Annotated in this window: 15 protein-coding genes; 5 read left to right on the top strand and 10 right to left on the bottom strand. The window is 67.8% G+C overall.

Features of this window, described 5'->3' with window-relative positions:
- Nucleotides 1-23 precede the first annotated feature (23 nt).
- Complete coding sequence (locus ACEI37_RS16560) at nt 24-923, bottom strand: alpha/beta fold hydrolase (protein WP_373379790.1); 900 nt, start codon at nt 921-923, stop codon at nt 24-26.
- 163 nt (nt 924-1,086) lie between these two features.
- Here ACEI37_RS16560 and ACEI37_RS16555 point away from each other — a divergent pair, with 163 nt between their 5' ends.
- Nucleotides 1,087-2,817, top strand: coding sequence for an acyl-CoA synthetase (locus tag ACEI37_RS16555; RefSeq protein WP_373379789.1), 1,731 nt, complete (start codon nt 1,087-1,089; stop codon nt 2,815-2,817).
- Between the two features lie 3 nt (nt 2,818-2,820).
- Here the strand turns inward: ACEI37_RS16555 and ACEI37_RS16550 are convergent, their stop codons facing one another.
- Entirely contained in the window at nt 2,821-3,723 is a 903-nt protein-coding gene (locus ACEI37_RS16550) for a LysR family transcriptional regulator (RefSeq protein WP_373379788.1), read from the bottom strand.
- A gap of 205 nt (nt 3,724-3,928) precedes the next feature.
- Here ACEI37_RS16550 and ACEI37_RS16545 point away from each other — a divergent pair, with 205 nt between their 5' ends.
- Entirely contained in the window at nt 3,929-5,134 is a 1,206-nt protein-coding gene (locus tag ACEI37_RS16545) for an MFS transporter (protein ID WP_373379787.1), read from the top strand.
- A gap of 17 nt (nt 5,135-5,151) precedes the next feature.
- On the opposite strand, the gene ACEI37_RS16540 is transcribed toward ACEI37_RS16545, so the two are convergent.
- Nucleotides 5,152-6,033, bottom strand: a complete 882-nt coding sequence (locus tag ACEI37_RS16540) for a ferritin-like domain-containing protein (RefSeq protein WP_373379786.1) — start codon at nt 6,031-6,033, stop codon at nt 5,152-5,154.
- A gap of 122 nt (nt 6,034-6,155) precedes the next feature.
- Here ACEI37_RS16540 and ACEI37_RS16535 point away from each other — a divergent pair, with 122 nt between their 5' ends.
- The 3 genes from ACEI37_RS16535 (at nt 6,156) to ACEI37_RS16525 (ending at nt 8,297) form a co-directional block, all read left to right on the top strand.
- Complete coding sequence (locus ACEI37_RS16535) at nt 6,156-6,680, top strand: gamma carbonic anhydrase family protein (protein ID WP_018006882.1); 525 nt, start codon at nt 6,156-6,158, stop codon at nt 6,678-6,680.
- Nucleotides 6,681-6,717: 37 nt separating this feature from the next.
- Nucleotides 6,718-7,719, top strand: a complete 1,002-nt coding sequence (locus ACEI37_RS16530) for an Hsp33 family molecular chaperone HslO (RefSeq protein ID WP_373379785.1) — start codon at nt 6,718-6,720, stop codon at nt 7,717-7,719.
- Between the two features lie 155 nt (nt 7,720-7,874).
- Nucleotides 7,875-8,297, top strand: a complete 423-nt coding sequence (locus ACEI37_RS16525) for a hypothetical protein (protein WP_373379784.1) — start codon at nt 7,875-7,877, stop codon at nt 8,295-8,297.
- A 69-nt stretch (nt 8,298-8,366) separates the two neighbouring features.
- Here the strand turns inward: ACEI37_RS16525 and ftsB are convergent, their stop codons facing one another.
- The 7 genes from ftsB to ACEI37_RS16490 all read right to left on the bottom strand — a co-directional run bounded on the left by ftsB (nt 8,367) and on the right by ACEI37_RS16490 (nt 15,064).
- A complete protein-coding gene (ftsB, locus tag ACEI37_RS16520) occupies nt 8,367-8,708 on the bottom strand; it encodes a cell division protein FtsB (RefSeq protein ID WP_373379783.1) in 342 nt (113 codons plus the stop codon).
- Between the two features lie 231 nt (nt 8,709-8,939).
- Entirely contained in the window at nt 8,940-10,229 is a 1,290-nt protein-coding gene (eno, locus tag ACEI37_RS16515) for a phosphopyruvate hydratase (RefSeq protein WP_012352460.1), read from the bottom strand.
- A 119-nt stretch (nt 10,230-10,348) separates the two neighbouring features.
- Nucleotides 10,349-10,642: a DUF1330 domain-containing protein gene (locus ACEI37_RS16510; protein WP_111519669.1), complete on the bottom strand. Its 294-nt coding sequence runs from the start codon at nt 10,640-10,642 to the stop codon at nt 10,349-10,351.
- 91 nt (nt 10,643-10,733) lie between these two features.
- On the bottom strand, nt 10,734-11,603 hold the full coding sequence (kdsA, locus tag ACEI37_RS16505; protein WP_373379782.1) for a 3-deoxy-8-phosphooctulonate synthase: 870 nt from the start codon (nt 11,601-11,603) through the stop codon (nt 10,734-10,736).
- Between the two features lie 27 nt (nt 11,604-11,630).
- The gene (locus ACEI37_RS16500) at nt 11,631-13,283 is read right to left on the bottom strand and encodes a CTP synthase (protein ID WP_373379781.1); all 1,653 of its coding nucleotides are present in this window, start codon (nt 13,281-13,283) and stop codon (nt 11,631-11,633) included.
- Between the two features lie 140 nt (nt 13,284-13,423).
- The gene (locus ACEI37_RS16495) at nt 13,424-14,230 is read right to left on the bottom strand and encodes an alpha/beta fold hydrolase (protein ID WP_373379780.1); all 807 of its coding nucleotides are present in this window, start codon (nt 14,228-14,230) and stop codon (nt 13,424-13,426) included.
- Between the two features lie 12 nt (nt 14,231-14,242).
- Nucleotides 14,243-15,064, bottom strand: a complete 822-nt coding sequence (locus ACEI37_RS16490; protein WP_373379779.1) for a peptidase — start codon at nt 15,062-15,064, stop codon at nt 14,243-14,245.
- Between the last annotated feature and the right edge of the window lie 40 nt (nt 15,065-15,104).

Below are 15,104 nucleotides of genomic sequence, written 5' to 3'. Positions count from 1 at the left end.
CTGAACTGCCGCAGGCGCCGGCGTCAGCTGCCGGCGCAGAACGATTCCACCAGCTCCGCCACGGCCGCGGGCTGGTCATGGTGCAGCATGTGGCCAGCGTCCTCCACCACCGCCTCGCGGAAGTCGCGGAAGGCGCGGAAGCGCTGCCTGAATTCGTCGATGGCCTGCTTGTGGGCGATATGGCGCAGCGTCTCGGAATCGCGCGCTTCCACATGCAGCACCGGCGCGGTGACCTGCTCCCACACCGCCATCACCTCATCGAGCCGGTACAGCATCGGGTTGACCAGCTTGTGCGCGGGATCGCCCAGGATCTCCCAACGGCCCTCGGCATTGCGGCGCGACCAGTGCGCGGCCAGGAACGCGGCGCGCTCGTCCGGCAGGCGCGGGTTGGTCTTCTGCAAGCGCGCGGCCACGCCGTCGAGGCTGTCATAGGTCTTCAGCTCGGCGCCCGCGCGCACTTCGTCGAGCCAGCGCGCATAGCGCCGGGGCGCATGCTCCGGCCGCGTCGCCGTCATGCCGAAGCCTTCCAGGTCCACCACGCGGCGCACGCGCTGCGGGCGGATGCCGGCATACAGGCAGATCACGTTGGCGCCCATGCTGTGGCCGACCAGGTCGACCTGCCCCTCGGCCGCATAGTGGTCGAGCAGGGCCTCGAGATCGGCGAGGTAGTCGGCGAACCAGTACGACTGCGTGCCGGGGTAGCGCGTGGGCCAATCGGTTGCGCCGAAGCCGCGCCAGTCGGGCGCGATCACATGCCAGTCGCCGCGCAGGTGGTCGACCAGGAACTGGAACGACGCCCCCACGTCCATCCACCCGTGCAGCATGAACAGCTTGCGCGCGCCGGGGGTGCCCCAGTGGCGCACGTGGTAGCGCAGCCCGCGCACCGTGATAAATTCAGACCGCGAGGTTTCCTTGATTGTCATTGTCTCCACCCTTGCGTCGGGATCTTGCCCGCCGCGGGGGTTGGCGGGGAAGCCACGAAAAAATAGAACGATCGTTCGCTTGTGCGCATTATAGCGGCAGCGGCCGCCAGCGCCGCTGGCCGCTCGCCATTTGCCTCGAGGCGGACCCCAACGGAGACCCTGAATGGCTGCAGCTGCCTTGCCGGCAAGCCGGCGCGACGACTATCGCACCCTGTACGAATCGTTCCGCTGGGAGATTCCGGCGCAGTTCAACATCGCCGAAGCCTGCTGCGGCCGCTGGGCCCGCGACCCGGCCACCATGGACCACATCGCGGTCTATACCGAGCACGAGGGCGGCCGCCGCAACGCGCACAGCTTTGCCTTTATCCAGGCCGAGGCCAACCGCTTGTCGGGGGCGCTGCGCGCGCTGGGCGTGGCGCGCGGCGACCGCGTCGCGATCGTGATGCCGCAGCGCATCGAGACCGTGATCGCGCATATGGCGATCTACCAGCTGGGCGCCATCGCCATGCCGCTGTCGATGCTGTTCGGGCCAGAGGCGCTGGCCTACCGCATTGCGCACAGCGAAGCCGGCGTGGCCATCGCCGACGAGACCTCGATCGACAACCTGCTGGCGGCGCGCCCCGAATGCCCAACGCTGGCCACCGTGATCGCCGCCGGCGATGCCCGCGGCCGCGGCGACCATGACTGGGACCTGCTGCTCGCGGCGCAGCTGCCGACCTTCGTCGCCGAGCAGACCAAGGCCGACGAGGCCGCGGTGCTGATCTATACCAGCGGCACCACCGGCCCGCCCAAGGGCGCGCTGATCCCGCACCGCGCGCTGATCGGCAACCTGACCGGCTTCGTCTGCTCGCAGAACTGGTATCCGCAGCACGACGACGTGTTCTGGAGTCCGGCCGACTGGGCCTGGACCGGCGGCCTGTGGGACGCGCTGATGCCGGCGCTGTATTTCGGCAAGCCGATCGTCGGCTACCAGGGCCGCTTTTCCGCCGAGCGTGCCTTCGAGCTGCTGGAGCGCTATGCCGTCACCAACACCTTCCTGTTCCCGACTGCGCTCAAGCAGATGATGAAGGCCTGCCCCGAGCCGCGGCGGCACTACGACATCCGCCTGCGCGCGCTGATGAGCGCCGGCGAGGCCGTGGGCGAGACCGTGTTCGGCTGGTGCCGCGACGCGCTCGGCGTGCTGGTCAACGAGATGTTCGGCCAGACCGAGATCAACTACATCGTCGGCAACTGCACCGCGCAGAACGACGACGCACGGCTGGGCTGGCCGGCCCGGCCGGGTTCGATGGGACGCCCCTACCCCGGCCACCGCGTGCAGGTGATCGACGACGAAGGCCGCGCCTGCGCGCCGGGCGAGGACGGCGAAGTGGCGGTGTGCGCCACCGACAGCGCCGGGCATCCGGACCCGGTGTTCTTTCTCGGCTACTGGAAGAACGACGCCGCCACCGCGGGCAAGTACACCGAGCGCGACGGCCTGCGCTGGTGCCGCACCGGCGACCTAGCGCGCGTCGATGCCGACGGCTACCTGTGGTACCAGGGGCGCGCCGACGACGTGTTCAAGTCCTCGGGCTACCGCATCGGGCCGAGCGAGATCGAGAACTGCCTGCTCAAGCATCCGGCGGTCTCCAACTGCGCCGTGGTGCCGTCGCCCGATCCCGAGCGCGGCGCGGTGGTCAAGGCCTTCGTGGTGCTGACACCGTCGGTGGCGCGTTCGTTCGACGGCGACGCGGCGCTGGTCGCGGAACTGCAGGCGCATGTGCGCGGCCAGCTCGCGCCTTACGAATACCCGAAGGCGATCGAATTCATCGACCAGCTGCCGATGACCACGACGGGCAAGATCCAGCGGCGGGTATTGCGGCTGCTGGAGGAGGAGCGCGCAGGCAAGCGCGCCTAGCCGCTAGGCGCGGGCCTGGTCGGCAGGAAAAAGCCGCGCGCTTAGAAAATCGACCAGCGCCCGCACCTTGGGCGAGGGATGCCTGCTCGCCGGCCAGAGCACATGAAAGGCCTTGGCCGGACCCACGTGGCCGGCCAGTACCTGGCACAGGCTGCCATCGGCCAGTTGCTCCTGGATGGCGAAATCGGGCAGGCACGCAATGCCCAGGCCACGCAGCGCAAAACACAGGCGCGTCTCGATGTTGTTGCAGATCATCGATGTCGGCAGCGCCAGCTCCGGCTCGCCTGGCGCGCGCCGCAGCGGCCATGGCTCGAGCTTGCCGGTGTGGGGAAAGCGGTAATGCAGGCAAGCATGCCCGGCCAGGTCGGCAGGCACCTTCGGCGTGCCACGCTGCGCCAGGTACTCGGGCGATGCCACCAGCATCGCCTGGAACGCTCCCAGCCTGCGCGCCGACAGGCGCGAGTCGGCGGGATCGCCGGTCCGGACCACGGCATCGAAGCCCTCCTCGATCACGTCCACCAGTTGGTCGGTGAAATCCAGGTCCAGCGCGATATCCGGATAGGCGCGCATAAAGTCGCCGAGCACGGGCAACACCAGTGAACTGACCAGCGGCAGGCTCACCCGCAGACGGCCGCGCGGCGCTGCGGTGGCCTCGGCCAGTTCCAGCTCCGCCGCTTCGATCTCGGCAAGCACGCGGCGGCTGCGCTCCAGGAACAGCGCCCCTTCGGCGGTCAGCGCGACGCTGCGCGTGCTGCGGTGGAACAGCCGTACCCCAAGCCGTTGTTCCAGCCGCGCGACGCTCTTGCCGACAGCGGAGGCCGACACTCCCAGCAGGCGCCCCGCCGCGACAAAACTGCGGGTCTCGGCCACCTGCACAAACACCGCGAAGCCACTGAGGCTGTCCATGATGCCCCCGATTACGGACACAAAGTTCCGGAGAAAAAGGAACTGTAGCCCACTTTTTCTTTAATGACGGCTTCCTTATCGTGGGCGGGTCGGTACGAGCGCACGGCAGGCCAATTTGCCGCCGACCTGCGTGACGCCGTCCATGGCCTCTCCCGGCTGCGTCGCAGCCATTGACCCGTTCATAACCTTCCGCCAGGGCGCCAACATGACCACAGCCACCAACCCGCTTGCCGGCGATGCACACCAGGGCGCGCAGCCTGCGCCGCTACCGCTTCCGGCCCTGCTTGCGCTTGCCGTCGCAGGCTTCATCACCGTCCTGACCGAGGCCTTGCCGGCGGGACTGCTGCCCCAGATCGGCAAGGGCCTCGCCATCTCAGAGCCGCTTGCCGGCCAGCTCGTCACGATCTACGCCTTCGGCTCGCTGGTGGCCGCCATGCCGCTGATGGCGGCCACGCAAGGGCTGCGGCGACGGCCGCTGCTGCTGCTTGCCATCGCCGGCTTTGCCGTCGCCAATGCCGTGACGGCCTGGTCCGCCAACTATGTCCTGACGATGGCTGCACGCTTTGTTGCAGGGGTCTCGGCCGGCCTGCTGTGGGCGCTGCTGGCCGGCTATGCCGCGCGCATGGTCCCCGATCACATGAAGGGCCGCGCCATAGCCGTCGCCATGGTTGGCATCCCCCTGGCGCTGTCGCTGGGTGTGCCATCCGGGACCTTCCTCGGTGCCATCATGGGCTGGCGGGCATGCTTCGGCATCATCAGCGCGATGACGTTGGGCCTGATTGCCTGGGTGCTGGCCAGCGTGCCGGATTTTGCCGGCCAGCCTGCCGGCCAGCGGCTGCCGCTCGCGCGCGTGTTCACGCTGCCGGGGGTACGTCCCGTGCTGTTCGTGACGCTCGCCTTCGTGCTGGCGCACAACGTCCTCTACACCTATATCGCGCCGTTCCTGCGCGCGGCAAACGCCGGGGCACGGCTGGATCTTGTCCTGTTCGTGTTCGGCGTGGCCTCGCTCGGGGGCATCTGGATCACCGGCGCGCTGATCGACAAGTGGCTGCGGCTGCTGACGCTGGCCAGCACGCTGCTGTTCGGGCTGTCAGTGCTGGCGCTTGCGGCCGCGGGCGCGCACCCTGCGGTGGTCTATGCCGCGGCGGCTAGCTGGGGCCTGAGCTTCGGCGGAGTCGCCACACTGTTCCAGACGGCGCTGGCGGCGACCGCCGGCAAATCCGCGGACGTGGCGCAGTCGATGCTGGTCACGGCCTGGAACATTGCCATCGCCGGCGGCGGTGTCATCGGGGGGCTGCTGCTCGATGGCTTCGGCATCGGCGCATTCCCGCCCGTGCTGGTGGCGCTGCTCGCGGCAGCATGGCTGGCGGTTTGGTCGGCGCGCAAGCATGGTTTCCCGTCGCACCGCTGAATTGTTAGACGGCAGGCCTAGCCGGCCGATGCCTCGAGCCACGCCAGCTCGTCCTCATCGAAGCCTGCCGCGCGACGCGCCTCGAGGTTGAACGGCCCGCGCAGCTTCGGCGCGCGGTACTGCTCGGCCAATTGCGCATAGGTGGCGACGGGATCGAGCCCGCGCTGCGCGCACAGCCAGCGGTACCAATGGTTGCCGATGGCGACGTGGCCGACCTCGTCGCGCAGGATGATGTCGATGATGGCCGCGGCGGCATGGTCGCCGGCGCCGGCCAGCTTCGCGCGCACCGGCGGCGAGGCATCGAGCCCGCGCGCTTCGAGCGTGCGCGGCACCAGCGCCATGCGCGCGAGCACGTCGCCGGCGGTCTTGTCGGTCATCTCCCACAGGCTGTTGTGGGCCGGGAAATCGCCGTAGGCGGCGCCGAGGGTGGCAAGGTGGTCGGCCAGCAGCGTGAAGTGGTAGGCCTCTTCATCGGCCACGCGCAGCCAGTCGCGGTAATACGCGGGCGGCATGCCGGCAAAGCGCCAGGCCGCGTCCAGCGCCAGGTTGATGGCATTGAACTCGATATGGCATAGCGCGTGGATCATCGCCGCGCGCCCGGCGGGAGTCTGCAGCGAGCGGCGCCGCTCGACGTGCTGGGGCGCCACCAGCAGCGGCCGTGCCGGCCGGCCGGGGATGGCGTGGGCGGCGTCGGCATGGATTGCCTCACCTGCGCCGAGCGAGGCATCGGGCAGCGTCATCACGTGCCGATAAAGTGCGCGTGCCGCCACGGCCTTGTCGCGCGGATCCGTCAGGCACAGCACCGCCAGCGCCTGCCGGCGTGGCGAAGGAGACGGGTCAGGCGGCGCGGCGGCGGGTGTTTTTTCTGGCATGGGCGTAAAATCCGGGTCTGCCGCCATTGTAGGGTCTGGCCGGTGCCCGGCTGCTCAAGCCGCCCCGGGGCGCCAGCCTTCCCACCCCAACCCTTTAAAGTCCGGCGGCAACCCCCACTTCAACAAAAGCCATTCGTGCAGGAGACCTCATGGCGCTTTACCAGCTCGGCGACGTCAAGCCCAGTATCGACAGCGAAGCCTACGTGGCCCCCGAAGCCACCATCATCGGCAACGTGACCCTCAAGTCCCGCGCCAGCGCCTGGCCCGGTGTCGTGATCCGCGGCGACAACGAGCCGATCGTGGTCGGCGCGGACACCAATATCCAGGAGGGTTCGGTGCTGCATACCGACCCCGGCTGCCCGCTGACCCTGGGCGACAAGGTCTCGATCGGCCATCAGGCCATGCTGCACGGCTGCACCGTGGGCGAAGGCTCGCTGATCGGGATCCAGGCCGTGGTGCTGAACCGCGCCGTGATCGGCAAGGAATGCCTGGTGGGCGCCGGCGCCGTGGTGACCGAGGGCAAGGTGTTCCCGGATCGCTCGCTGATCCTGGGCGCGCCCGCCAAGGTGGTGCGCCAGCTGACCGATGCGGATGTCGCCAACCTTTACCGCAACGCCGAAACTTACGCCACCCGGCAGGCCCTGTACAAGCAACAGCTCAAGCGGATCGGCTGACGACCGCCGAGCCTCTACCGAAACCCGACCGATAATTGTGACCGATACCACCACCCCCGACACCCTGCAGAAGTTCCTGTTCGACGCGGCCCCCGTGCGCGGCGAGCTGGTGCGCATGGAAGCCACCTGGCAAGAAGTGCTCGGCCGCCACAGCTACCCTGCCCCGGTGCGCCGGCTGCTGGGCGAGATGATGGCCGCCGCGGCGCTGCTGTCGGCCAACCTGAAGTTCAACGGGGCGCTGGTGATGCAGCTGCACGGCGACGGCCCGGTGCGCATGCTGGTGGTGGAATGCCTGTCCGACCTGTCGATGCGCGCCACCGCCAAGCTGGCCGAGGGCGCGCAGCTGGCCGACGATGCCACGCTGGCGCAGATGGTCAATGTCCACGGCCACGGCCGCTTTGCCATCACGCTGGACCAGAAGGACAAGCTGCCGGGCCAGCAGCCGTACCAGGGCATCGTGCCGCTGGCCGACGCGCACGGCCCGCTGGGCTCGATCAGCGCCGTGCTGGAGCACTACATGCAGGCCTCCGAGCAGCTCGACACGCGCCTGTGGCTGGCCGCCGACGACCATGTCGCCGCCGGCATGCTGCTGCAGAAGCTGCCGGCCTACGGCGGCACCGCCGAAGTCGGCGAGACCGGCGCGCCGCTGGCCAGCCACGCCAAGGCACAGGACCTCGACACCTGGGACCGCGCGGTGCAGCTCGGCACCACGCTGAAGGCCGAGGAACTGCTGGGCGAGACGCCCGACACGCTGCTGCGCCGCCTGTTCTGGGAAGACCTGCAGGACGCCGGCCTGCGCGTGTTTGAGCCGCTGACGCCGCATTTCTACTGCAGCTGCTCGCGGCCCAAGGTGGCCGGCATGCTGCAGTCGCTGGGCCAGGCCGAGATCGAAAGCATCATCGCCGAGCGCGGCCATGTCGAGATCCACTGCGACTTCTGCGGCCAGCGCTATGAGTTCGACCCGGTCGACTGCGCGCAGCTGTTCTCGGCCACGCCGGTCGCCACCGGCGCCGGCGCGGGCGCCAGCCAGCACCACTGATCCGCCTTTGGCAGCGCCTGCGTGCGCTGCCGCACCGGCGCGGGCGATGCGGGACGGCCGGCGGGAGGTGCGCTGGAAACATCGGTGTTGCCGCCCGGTCCAACGGCTGTACGATGGCAGCATCCAGCTGCCGGTCAGCGAGCCTGAGAACCGCCATGTCCGCCCGAGCCAACCCTCCCCTGCCTTACTTTGCTTCCCGTGCCCGGCTGTCGCGGCGCGGCGCCGCGTACTGCGCCGCGCTCGGCGCGCTGCTGCTGGCCGCAGGCTGCGCGCAGATCCCGCGCGACGCCAATGGCTCGCCGCCCACCGCGCGGCTGGCGCCCAACGCTGTGCCGCCAGCACCGCTGAGCGCAGATGACAAGCAGAAGCTCGACGCGCTCAACCAGCAGGTGCTGCGCGACCAGGCCGCGGCGATCGCGCTGGACCAGCAGGCCGCAGCCGCGCGCGCGGCCTATGCCTATCCCAACACCAGCTGGAACCTGTATTACGGCGGATGGGGTGGCGGCCGCTGGGGCGGCGGCGTCAGCGTCGGCATGCCCGGCTGGGGCTGGGGCGGCTATCCGTACGGCTGGTGGTGAGGGAGCTGCGGCTGGCTTGAAGCAAGTTGAAGCAAGTTGAAGCAAGCCGCCGGCAGTCATGGTGGAGGCTTAGTGGCCGCCCCGGCCGGCAACCGAATTCGGCGGCGGCGGCAGCGGCGGCGTGGCGCTGACCTTGGGTGCCGGCGCGACGAACTGCACGAAGACCTCGCCTTCGCGCACCATGCCCAGCTCATAGCGGGCGCGTTCCTCGATGGCGCCAGTGCCGTCCTGCAGGTCGGCCACTTCGCCTTCCAGCTTGGCGTTGCGCAGCTTGAGCGTCTGGTTGCGGGCGCCCTGCTCGGTCAGCTGGCGGTTCAGGTCCCACACGCGCAGCCAGCCGCCCTTGCCGAGCCAGAGCGGGTACTGGATGGCAAACAGCAGCACGAACAACAGCAGCGAAATCAGGCGCATGAAAGGTGGCGGACAGGAATTTCCGCACAATGATCTGCGAACTCCGCCTGGAAGGCAATTGCCAGGCAGATTTCGATACAAAAACGGCGGCGGCCGGACGTTATCCGTGCCACCGCCATTCTCGAACCCACGACGTCATTCCCGCGAAGGCGGGAATCCAGCGTCTTTCACGCCCCCTTCGGGGATAAAGACACTGGGTCCCCGCCTTCGCGGGGACGACAACCGTTGGCCTTAGCGCAGGTTGTAGAACGCGCCCTTGCCCGGGTAGCTGGCGATATCGCCCAGGTCTTCCTCGATGCGCAGCAGCTGGTTGTACTTGGCCATGCGGTCCGAGCGCGACAGCGAGCCGGTCTTGATCTGGCCGGCGTTGGTGCCGACGGCGATGTCGGCGATGGTGCTGTCCTCGGTTTCGCCCGAGCGGTGCGAGATCACGGCGGTGTAGCCGGCACGCTTGGCCATCTCGATGGCGGCAAAGGTCTCGGTCAGGGTGCCGATCTGGTTGATCTTGATCAGGATCGAGTTGCCGATGCCCTTCTCGATGCCTTCCTTCAGGATCTTGGTGTTGGTGACGAACAGGTCGTCGCCGACCAGCTGCACGCGCTTGCCGAGCTTGTCGGTCAGGGTCTTCCAGCCGTCCCAGTCTCCTTCGGCCATGCCATCCTCGATCGACACGATCGGGAACTTGTCGCACAGGTTGGCCAGGTAGTCGGCGAACTGCGTCGAGCTCAGCTTCAGGCCTTCGCCTTCCAGCTGGTACACGCCTTCGGCCTCGTGGTAGAACTCGCTGGCGGCGCAGTCCAGCGCCAGCAGCACGTCCTCGCCGGCACGATAGCCGGCCTTCTCGATGGCCTGCACGATGGTGTTCAGGCATTCCTCGTTGGACGAGAAGTTCGGGGCGAAGCCGCCTTCGTCGCCCACCGCGGTGGACATGCCCTTGTCGGCCAGGATCTTCTTCAGCGCGTGGAAGATCTCGGCGCCGCAGCGCAGCGCTTCGCGGAAGCTGGTCTGCGACACCGGCATGACCATGAATTCCTGGATGTCCAGGCTGTTGTTGGCATGCGCGCCGCCGTTGACGATGTTCATCATCGGCACCGGCAGTTGCATTGCGCCCGAACCGCCGAAGTAGCGGTACAGCGGCAGGCCGGCTTCTTCAGCGGCTGCCTTGGCGACAGCCATCGACACCGCCAGCATGGCGTTGGCGCCCAGGCGGCCCTTGTTCTCGGTGCCGTCGAGGTCGATCAGGGTGCGGTCCAGGAAGGCCTGCTCGGAGGCGTCCAGGCCCATGATGGCTTCGGAGATCTCGGTGTTGATATGCTCGACCGCCTTCAGCACGCCCTTGCCCAGGTAGCGGCCCTTGTCGCCGTCGCGCAGCTCGATGGCTTCGCGCGAACCGGTCGACGCGCCCGACGGCACCGCGGCGCGGCCCATCACGCCGGATTCCAGCAGCACGTCGCACTCGACCGTGGGATTGCCGCGCGAGTCGAGAACCTCGCGACCGATGATATCTACGATTGCACTCATGAATTCCTCTCTGACTGTTGATTCTTGCTGCTGCTGATCACTTCAACCTGCGCGCGTGTCAGGCGCATGTCATGGGCGCAAGCGCTGCGCGCATGACCGGCTGCCTGGCGCCTGCCGGCTCAGGCGGCGCCTTCGACCACGATCATATTCATCTTCGCCGCATGCTCGCGCGACTTGCGCGCGGCGCGGTAGGCCTCGCCGTCGTGGAAGGCCTTGGCGGCGTCATAGCTGGGGAATTTCAGCACCACCACGCGCGTCGGCGCCCAGTCGCCCTCGAGCGGCTCGGTCTTGCCGCCGCGCACCAGCACCTCGGCGCCATGGATCTGCATGGCCTTGCTCGAAAGCACCTTGTATTGCTCGTACTGCTGGGGGTCGGTCACGTCGACGTAGGCGATGATAAAGCCCGCGGCCATGGAGAATCTCCCGATTTTTTGTATTGTCTTTCGATATGGTTTGTCACCGCCGGCGTCCGCGCGGGGCGCGGCGGCGACAAGCCGGGCCGGCTCAGGCGCAGGCCGGCCAGCCGAAGTTGTCTTCCAGGAAGCCGGCGCGCTTGACCAGCGTGTCCAGGTCCTTGAGCACGGACAGCAGTTCCTTCATGCGCGACAGCGGCACCGCGTTGGGGCCGTCGGACATGGCCTTGCTCGGGTCGGGATGCGTCTCCATGAACAGGCCCGCGACGCCGGTGGCGACCGCGGCACGCGACAGCACCGGCACGAACTCGCGCTGGCCGCCAGAGCTGGTGCCCTGCCCGCCGGGCAACTGCACCGAGTGGGTGGCGTCGAACACCACCGGGGCGCCGGTCTCGCGCATGATCGCCAGCGAGCGCATGTCCGACACCAGATTGTTGTAGCCGAACGAAACGCCGCGCTCGCAGGCCATGAAGACATCGTCGGGCAGACCGGCCTCGCGCGCGGCATCGCGCGCCTTGTCGATCACGTTCTTCATGTCGTGCGGCGCCAGGAACTGGCCCTTCTTGATATTCACCGGCTTGCCGCTCTGCGCGCAGGCACGGATGAAATCGGTCTGGCGGCACAGGAACGCCGGCGTCTGCAGCACGTCGACCACGGCGGCGACGGGCTTGATCTCGTCGATCTCGTGGATGTCGGTCAGCACCGGCACACCGATTTCGCGCTTGACGTGGGCCAGGATCTCCAGGCCCTTCTCCATGCCGAGGCCGCGGAACGACTTGCCCGACGAGCGGTTGGCCTTGTCGAACGACGACTTGTAGATGAACGGGATGCCGAGCTCGGTGGTGATGGCCTTGAGCTCGCCCGCGGTATCCAGCGCCATCTGCTCGGACTCGATCACGCACGGACCGGCGATCAGGAAGAATGGCTGGTCGAGGCCGGCCTCGAATCCACAGAGTTTCATGACTGTCTCTCCTGCTTGCGCCGGGCCTTACGCGCCCTTGCGCTGCTGGCTGGCCAGCGCGGCTTCGACGTAGGCCTTGAACAGCGGATGGCCGTCGCGCGGGGTCGAGGTGAATTCCGGGTGGAACTGCACGCCGACGAACCACGGGTGCATCGACTCGGGCAGCTCCATCATCTCCGGCAGGTTCTCGGTCGGGGTGCGCGCCGAGATCACCATGCCCGCCTTTTCCAGCGTCGGCACGTAGTGGTTGTTGACCTCGTAGCGGTGGCGGTGGCGCTCGTTGACCTCGGCGCCATAGATGGCGTGGGCCTTGGTGCCTTCCTTGACCGGCACGCGCTGCGCGCCCAGGCGCATGGTGCCTCCGAGATCGGAATCGGCCGAGCGCTGCTCGACCTTGCCTTCGCGGTCGACCCACTCGGTGATCAGCGCGACCACCGGGTGCTCGGTTTCCAGGTTGAACTCGGTCGAGTTGGCGTCGGCCATGCCGGCCAGGTGGCGGGCAAACTCGATCACCGCCAGCTGCATGCCCAGGCAGATGCCCAGGTAGGGAATCTTGTTCTCGCGCGCGTACTGGATCGCGCGGATCTTGCCTTCGGTGCCGCGCTTGCCGAAGCCGCCCGGCACCAGGATCGCGTCCAGCGGTGCCAGCACCTCGAGGTGGCCCGATTCCAGTTCCTCGGAATCGATGTACTCGATGTTGACGCGCGTGGCGGTGTGCATGCCAGCGTGACGCAGGGCCTCGATCAGCGACTTGTACGACTCGGTCAGGTCAACATACTTGCCAACCATGCCGATGGTGATTTCATGCTCGGGATTTTCCTGGGCGTTGACCAGCTTCTGCCACATCGACAGGTCGGCCGGCTTCGGATCCAGGCGCAGCTCCTCGCAGATCAGGCGGTCCAGGCCCTGCTCGTTGAGCATCTGCGGGATCTTGTAGATGCTGTCCGCATCCCACACCGAGATCACGGCGTCTTGCGGGATATTGGCGAACAGCGAGATCTTGGCGCGCTCGTCGTCGGGGATCGGGCGGTCGGCGCGGCACAGCAGCGCGGTCGGCGAGATGCCGATTTCGCGCAGCTTCTGCACCGAGTGCTGGGTCGGCTTGGTCTTCAGCTCGCCGGCGCTGGCAATGAACGGCACCAGCGTCAGGTGCACGAAGGCGCAGTGGTTGCGGCCCATGCGCAGGCTCATCTGGCGCGCGGCTTCCAGGAACGGCAGCGATTCGATGTCACCCACGGTGCCGCCGATTTCCACCAGCGCCACGTCGGCCTTGCCGTCGTGCGACGCGGCCGCGCCCTTCTCGACGAAAGCCTGGATCTCGTTGGTGATATGCGGGATCACCTGCACGGTCTTGCCCAGGTATTCGCCGCGGCGCTCCTTGCGGATCACCGATTCGTAGATCTGGCCGGTGGTGAAGTTGTTCGACTTGCGCATCTTGGCCGAGACGAAACGCTCGTAATGGCCGAGATCGAGGTCGGTTTCCGCACCGTCTTCCGTGACAAACACCTCGCCATGCTGGAAAGGGCTCATCGTGCCGGGATCGACGTTGATGTAGGGATCGAGCTTGAGGAGGGTGACTTTGAGGCCGCGCGACTCAAGAATGGCCGCGAGCGAGGCAGCAGCGATGCCCTTGCCGAGAGAAGAGACGACGCCACCGGTGACGAAGACGAATTTGGTCATAAACCGAGCTTGCCGGGGAAATCGGGATTATACATGAGAGCCCGTTCCCCGCCGACCCGGAAATTGTGACAGCAGGCCCGTCTGCGGCGGGCCGCACCGCGGGTTGAAGCCGTGCTGCGGCGCATGCGCCGCACGCCGGCTCAGCGCCCCTGCTGGCGCATCGCGCCGATCAGTTCGCGCACCAGTTGCGCGGTCTGCCGGGGCCGTTCCATGGGGTACAGGTGGCCGCCTTCGATAAAGCGCAGGTTCGGCCCGACCAGCTTGCGCGTCGCCCCCAGGCCGCACTGCCGCACCTCGCGCGAGCGCGTGCCGGCGACGAAGCCAACCGGCACCGGCGCGCCGCGCGCGACCTTGCGCCCGAGGCTGGTCGGCAGCGTGCGGTAGATCCAGTATTCGACCTCGCGGTCGAAGCGCAACCGGCGCTCGCTGTCCTTGCCGGTGGGCTCGGTGCCGTGGATGGCATAGTCGCGCAGCACTTCCTGGTCCCACACCGCGAAATTGGGCTTGGCGCGGAAGTGCTCCCACACCGCTTCGGCATCCGGCCAGTGCGTGCGCCGGTTCTTCGTCACCGCCGCCGGGCCGGGCTTTTCATCGATGCCCAGCATCTGCGCGGTCTTCAGCAGCGACGCGCGCCAGCCGGCGATGATCGGGGAGTCCAGCATGACCACACCGCGCACCCGGTCCGGGCGGCGCAGCGCCGCCATCAGCGACAGAAAGCCGCCCAGCGAATGGCCCACCAGCCACACCGGCTGGCGGTACTGGCGGTCGATATCGCCCAGCAGCTCTTCCACCAGGTGGGGCCAGCCGCGTGTCACCGGGAATTCCGGCTTGTGTCCGTAGCGGTCCACCGCACGGAACTCGAACTCGCCGTCCAGTTCGCCGAACAGCTTGCGGTAGGTCGTTACCGGGAAGCCGTTGGCGTGGGAAAAATGGATGATCTCGCGCATGGCTGCCGTCCCTCAGTCCGGCTTGCGCGGATGCACGCGCCTGGCCCGCACCGGCTGGGCCCAGCGGTCGGCCTCGCCGGAGCGCGCCAGCGAGAATTCCGCGGGCGCGGCCGGATCCCATTCCGGGTTATGGATCTCGCCGAAGACCTGGCGCAGGCGCTGGCCCCAGGTGTCGCGGATCATCCGGAAGTAGGCGTTGCGCTCGTCGATATTGACAAAATGGTTCACCTGCAGCGAATCCGCTTCATAGACCAGCAGGTCCAGCGGCAGGCCCACCGAGATATTCGACTTCAGCGTCGAGTCCATCGAGATCAGCGCGCACTTCGCTCCTTCGGCCAGCGGCAGCGACGGATGCACGACGCGATCGACGATGGGCTTGCCGTACTTGGCCTCGCCGATCTGGAAGTAGCAGTTCTCGGGCGTGGCCTCGACGAAATTGCCGGCCGCGTAGATATTGAACAGCCGCACCCGCTCGCCGCGCACCTGGCCGCCGAAGACCAGGCTGACATTGAATTCGATGCCGGCGTCGCGCAGCGCGTGGGCGTCGCGCCGGTGCACCTGGCGCACCGCCTCGCCAACGATCGAGGCGGCCTCGAACATGTCGCGCGCGGTCCACAGCGAGCGCTTCTCGTCATGGTCCTCGATCAGGATCTGGCGCACCGACTGGCTGATGGCCAGGTTGCCGGCGGTCATCAACACCATCACGCGGTCGCCGGGCTCCTCGAACACCGTCATCTTGCGCGCGGTGGAGATGGCGTCTACCCCGGCATTGGTGCGGGAGTCGGACAGGAATACCAGGCCGGCATCCAGCCGCATGGCTACACAATACGTCATGGTTTGTCTTGGTGTTCTTGGTGGCGGCCGGCATGGGCGC

Source organism: Cupriavidus nantongensis, from assembly GCF_041726985.1.
GTDB lineage: Bacteria > Pseudomonadota > Gammaproteobacteria > Burkholderiales > Burkholderiaceae > Cupriavidus > Cupriavidus nantongensis_A.
The sequence above is the reverse complement of the archived record's forward strand: the minus strand, read 5'-3'. Positions and strand labels throughout refer to the sequence as shown.

Coding starts and splice junctions, on each gene's coding strand:
- ACEI37_RS16525 (WP_373379784.1), top strand. CDS start 7,875: ATGTCCGCCCGAGCCAACCCTCCCCTGCCTTACTTTGCTTCCCGTGCC.
- ACEI37_RS16490 (WP_373379779.1), bottom strand. CDS start 15,064: ATGACGTATTGTGTAGCCATGCGGCTGGATGCCGGCCTGGTATTCCTG.
- ACEI37_RS16555 (WP_373379789.1), top strand. CDS start 1,087: ATGGCTGCAGCTGCCTTGCCGGCAAGCCGGCGCGACGACTATCGCACC.
- ACEI37_RS16495 (WP_373379780.1), bottom strand. CDS start 14,230: ATGCGCGAGATCATCCATTTTTCCCACGCCAACGGCTTCCCGGTAACG.
- ACEI37_RS16535 (WP_018006882.1), top strand. CDS start 6,156: ATGGCGCTTTACCAGCTCGGCGACGTCAAGCCCAGTATCGACAGCGAA.
- kdsA (WP_373379782.1), bottom strand. CDS start 11,603: ATGAAACTCTGTGGATTCGAGGCCGGCCTCGACCAGCCATTCTTCCTG.
- ACEI37_RS16510 (WP_111519669.1), bottom strand. CDS start 10,642: ATGGCCGCGGGCTTTATCATCGCCTACGTCGACGTGACCGACCCCCAG.
- ACEI37_RS16560 (WP_373379790.1), bottom strand. CDS start 923: ATGACAATCAAGGAAACCTCGCGGTCTGAATTTATCACGGTGCGCGGG.
- ACEI37_RS16500 (WP_373379781.1), bottom strand. CDS start 13,283: ATGACCAAATTCGTCTTCGTCACCGGTGGCGTCGTCTCTTCTCTCGGC.
- ACEI37_RS16545 (WP_373379787.1), top strand. CDS start 3,929: ATGACCACAGCCACCAACCCGCTTGCCGGCGATGCACACCAGGGCGCG.
- ftsB (WP_373379783.1), bottom strand. CDS start 8,708: ATGCGCCTGATTTCGCTGCTGTTGTTCGTGCTGCTGTTTGCCATCCAG.
- ACEI37_RS16550 (WP_373379788.1), bottom strand. CDS start 3,723: ATGGACAGCCTCAGTGGCTTCGCGGTGTTTGTGCAGGTGGCCGAGACC.
- eno (WP_012352460.1), bottom strand. CDS start 10,229: ATGAGTGCAATCGTAGATATCATCGGTCGCGAGGTTCTCGACTCGCGC.
- ACEI37_RS16540 (WP_373379786.1), bottom strand. CDS start 6,033: ATGGCGGCAGACCCGGATTTTACGCCCATGCCAGAAAAAACACCCGCC.